The 1,067-nt window shown below is 38.9% G+C and carries 1 protein-coding gene and 1 pseudogene; both read left to right on the top strand.

The window, feature by feature from the left end; translation table 11 throughout:
- Window positions 1–65 precede the first annotated feature (65 nt).
- Window positions 66–782, top strand: coding sequence for an IspD/TarI family cytidylyltransferase (locus R8269_RS26045; RefSeq protein ID WP_005454982.1), 717 nt, complete (start codon window positions 66–68; stop codon window positions 780–782).
- 4 nt (window positions 783–786) lie between these two features.
- Window positions 787–1,067: pseudogene (locus tag R8269_RS26040) on the top strand (dTDP-glucose 4,6-dehydratase); the annotation flags it as partial.

The following is a 1,067-nucleotide window of genomic DNA, read 5'->3' as shown; positions in this document are numbered from 1 at the left end:
AACGATATAGAGAGACGGTGAACACTAGCATTAACAAAATGATATCTATGATTTAGGAGTGAATTATGAATGTTGCCTTGATTTTTGCTGGTGGTGTCGGAACCCGAATGCAAAACAGCACTAAACCGAAGCAGTTTTTAGAGCTATATAACAAGCCAGTAATTATATACACACTTGAGAAGTTTGAAGAGAACAAAAACATTGATGCCATTGTTGTAGTTTGCGTTGAACCGTGGATCGATTATTTACGCAAACTGTTGTTCAAATTTGATATTCAGAAAGTGAAGTTTGTTATTCCCGGTGGTGAAACTGGCCAGGAGTCTATATTTAACGGCTTATGTAAGATAGAAGAAGAATTTGATCATAACTCTGTTGTTTTGATTCATGATGGCGTTCGACCTTTAATCAATGACGAAATTATCAACCGAAATATCGAAGCGGTCAAAAGTCACGGTAGTGCGATCACTACTTGTCCTCCAGTAGAGACCTTTGTCCTTGTCGACAATGAAGACGTCGTGAAAGACGTTCACGATCGTTCGTTATCTCGATTAGCGAAAGCGCCACAAAGCTTTTATTTGCGCGATATTCTTAAAGTACATCGTCAAGCGCGTGAGGACTGTTACACCGAAGCGATCGATTCATGTTCGTTGATGACAAAGTACGGATACGATGTTCGCCTAGTCTCTGGTATTTCTGAAAACATTAAAATCACGTCACCCATCGATTTCTTTATTTTTAAGGCAATAATCGATACGCAGGAAAATCTACAGGTTTTTGGTTAATTATATGAAAAATAATCGGATTAACATCATCAGTGATGATAACGAGCAATTGTACTTGAGCCAAAAGTCATGGGGTTCGTTGCGAAATAAAACTGTACTTGTTACGGGTGCGACAGGAATGCTTGCAGCTTGTATGGTTCGCTTTTTTGTTTATCTCAATAGAAAAGATCAACTGAACATCAGAGTTTTGCTGTTAGCCCGTAGCGAACAGAAAGTTCAAGACTTATTTGGTGAGCTGACCGGTGAATTTGAATGTTTTTACCAAGATGTTTGCCAGCCGATTGA

The sequence above is a fragment of the Vibrio sp. Vb0667 genome (assembly GCF_033391095.1).
This window is presented reverse-complemented; position numbering and strand designations above follow the sequence as displayed.

What these genes read in the sequence shown, in the direction of transcription:
- R8269_RS26045 (WP_005454982.1), top strand. Translation starts at nt 66, where the DNA reads ATGAATGTTGCCTTGATTTTTGCTGGTGGTGTCGGAACCCGAATGCAA.